The organism is Rhizobium sp. P1_E6 (assembly GCF_056405875.1).
In genome coordinates this window covers 1-2,410 of sequence record NZ_JBFUBG010000226.1, presented here as the reverse complement: position 1 = coordinate 2,410, position 2,410 = coordinate 1, and the positions used below count along the sequence as shown (strand labels likewise).

General features: G+C 59.5%; 2 protein-coding genes. One reads left to right on the top strand and one right to left on the bottom strand.

The annotated features are described in order from the left end of the window. Window positions 1–236 (top strand): hypothetical protein (locus AC1D35_RS35615; protein WP_477942668.1); only part of this gene is annotated, 236 nt, incomplete at its 5' end. Here AC1D35_RS35615 and AC1D35_RS35610 read toward each other — a convergent pair. Then, window positions 214–2,259, bottom strand: a complete 2,046-nt coding sequence (locus AC1D35_RS35610; protein ID WP_477852691.1) for an acyltransferase family protein — start codon at window positions 2,257–2,259, stop codon at window positions 214–216. The two genes, AC1D35_RS35615 and AC1D35_RS35610, sit on opposite strands and share 23 nt — an antisense overlap. Between the last annotated feature and the right edge of the window lie 151 nt (window positions 2,260–2,410).

Sequence of the window (2,410 nt, the reverse complement as noted above, 5' to 3'; positions counted from 1 at the left end):
CGCTCATAGAGGCGCTTTCGGATTTCATCGAGCGCGGCCGGATCGTCAACGGGCAGATGATCGCCCGGGCGAGGAAGACAGCGTCGATGCGGTCCTTTGGAAGTTCGACCGGCTACCGGTGCCGGGAATGTACGCACCGCAAGCATCCTCGCGATGCTGGCCGGCGTATCGACGAAGCGCTACGAACGCTCCAACCGGCGACCCGCTGCGATCTCAAATGTTTTGCGCCATCTTGAAAACGGGCGCGAAGAGATAAAAGAGGCTCTTGGCTGCTGACGCCGTGATGTGGTCGGCATCCATGTAAAGCGGCACGCCGCTTTGCGAGGCGTGGCAACGATCGTTGTTGCAAAAGGCCGGCAGCGGATCGACGACGATTGCACCATATTGATCGGCATATTTCTCCAGCATCGCGCGGGCGAGCGCCTGCCGTTCGGCGACGTAGAACAGGGGTGGGGCGATATCCGTCGAAGTGCCGTCGAGCTTGGCCTTGGCAAGAGCCTCGGGCACGAAATGCCCCATCTCGGGCACGTCCATAACCAGCACGACCGTGACGCCTTCCTGCTTCAGCTCGGCGAGAGTCTTGTCCAGGGCCGCGGCGATCGGTGTCGAGTAATCGGCCACAGACGGGGGAATTGAAGGATCGAAATAGTCCCCCTGGTTCGGTAGTTCTGAATTGTGAACGTATTTCGGCCAATAGGCGAGCATGAACACCAGTGGAATATGCTCCCGCTTGATGAGGTCGCGCACTGAATCGTTGAAGGCCGTGCAGCGTCGCGTATCGTTTTTGCCCGCAAGCGCAACGTCGGTCAGCGGAGGGCATGACGCATGTGCAGCGAACCTGCCGCCAAAGCCCGCAGCAGTGGCGGCGGCATCGATGCCCGGTGCCATCGCAGCAGCGTGCGAGTCGCCCCACACCAGAAAGTCGGGGCCAGCATCATTCGGATCGCCCAGGCCGCAGACCTTGCCGGCTTCGATATCGGCGTTTGACGGGCCTTCGTGATCCGACTCGGTAAAGCAGCCGTCCATGTAAAAGGGGCTTCGGTCATAGGTGGCCGCATAGATTGACCGAACGTCGGCCGGCAATCGGCCCGGTGCGCCACCACTCATGACCAGAAGCAGCCCTGCGCCGGCCGTAAGCCCAATCAGTGCGGCCGCGATTGCCGGCAGCCGCTTGCCGGTGAGCAGCCCCCAATTTCCACGAAACGGCCTTTCGATGAACCGCCAGGAGGCGACCGCAACAAGCATCGATGCCAGGATCACGGCGCACCGCAGCAGCGGCGTCAGCTCGTGACCCGCGAAATAGCGGGTGAAGACGATAATCGGCCAATGCCAGAGATAGAGCGAATAGGAAATCAGCCCGATAAAGACCAGCGGCCGCCGCGAAAGAAGTCGACCGACGATGCCGCTGCCTGCGCGCGCATGGATGATGAAGGCGGCGCCCAGGCAGGGCAGCAATGCGGCGTAACCCGGAAAGGGCGTTTTCTCCGTAAAGGTGAAAATCGCAATGCCGATCAGTACGAGGCCGATAGCCGCCAATGCCTGCCGACCCGTCTCGTTTTTCACCTCGGGGATGGCCTTGAGGCCGATGATGACGCCGATCAAAAGTTCCCAGATCCGGTATTGCGAAAGGTAGAAGCCCGCTGTCGAATCGCTGTTCAAAACACCGATACCGGCGGCGAACGATGCGGCGAAGGCGACAAGCGCGAAGGGAACCATTCGCCGCGGCGCGACCTTCTGAAACAGGATCATGACGAGGGGAAAGGCGATATAGAATTGCTCTTCGACCGCAAGCGACCACGTATGCAGCAGCGGCTTCATCTGCGCGCCAATATCGAAATAGCCCACCTCTTTTGCAAACTGAACGTTCGACATGAAGAGGGCGGCGGCTGTCATGCTCCTGGCAAAATATGAAAGCTCCAGAGGCATGAGGGCGAACCAGGCGACGATGGCGCAAGCCGCCATCATCGCAAAGAGGGCCGGGAAGATACGGCGGATGCGCCGTTGATAGAAATTCAGGAGGCTGAACTCGCCTTTCGCCATCTCGCCGGCGATCAGCGACGACATCAGATAGCCGGAGATGACGAAAAAGACATCGACGCCGACGAATCCGCCGCTGATGCCGGGAATTTCAGCATGGAAAAGTACGACCGGCAGGATGGCAAGGGCGCGTAGTCCGTCGATATCAGGTCGGTATGCCAGATGCGCTCCATTGTGTGGAGTGCTTGGAGCGGGATTTTTTCCCTTTGTAAACAACGTCACAGACCTTCGCACTTGCGCATCCGATAAACAGCGGATGAAGCTATCCGTGAGGATTGAGGTATTTCAAGGCCCATAGAACCAGCAGAAGCGCGRCCCCGAGCCAGATCGCTATGCCGGTAAAAGGCATTACTCGATTGTTGAAAGGGTGGGA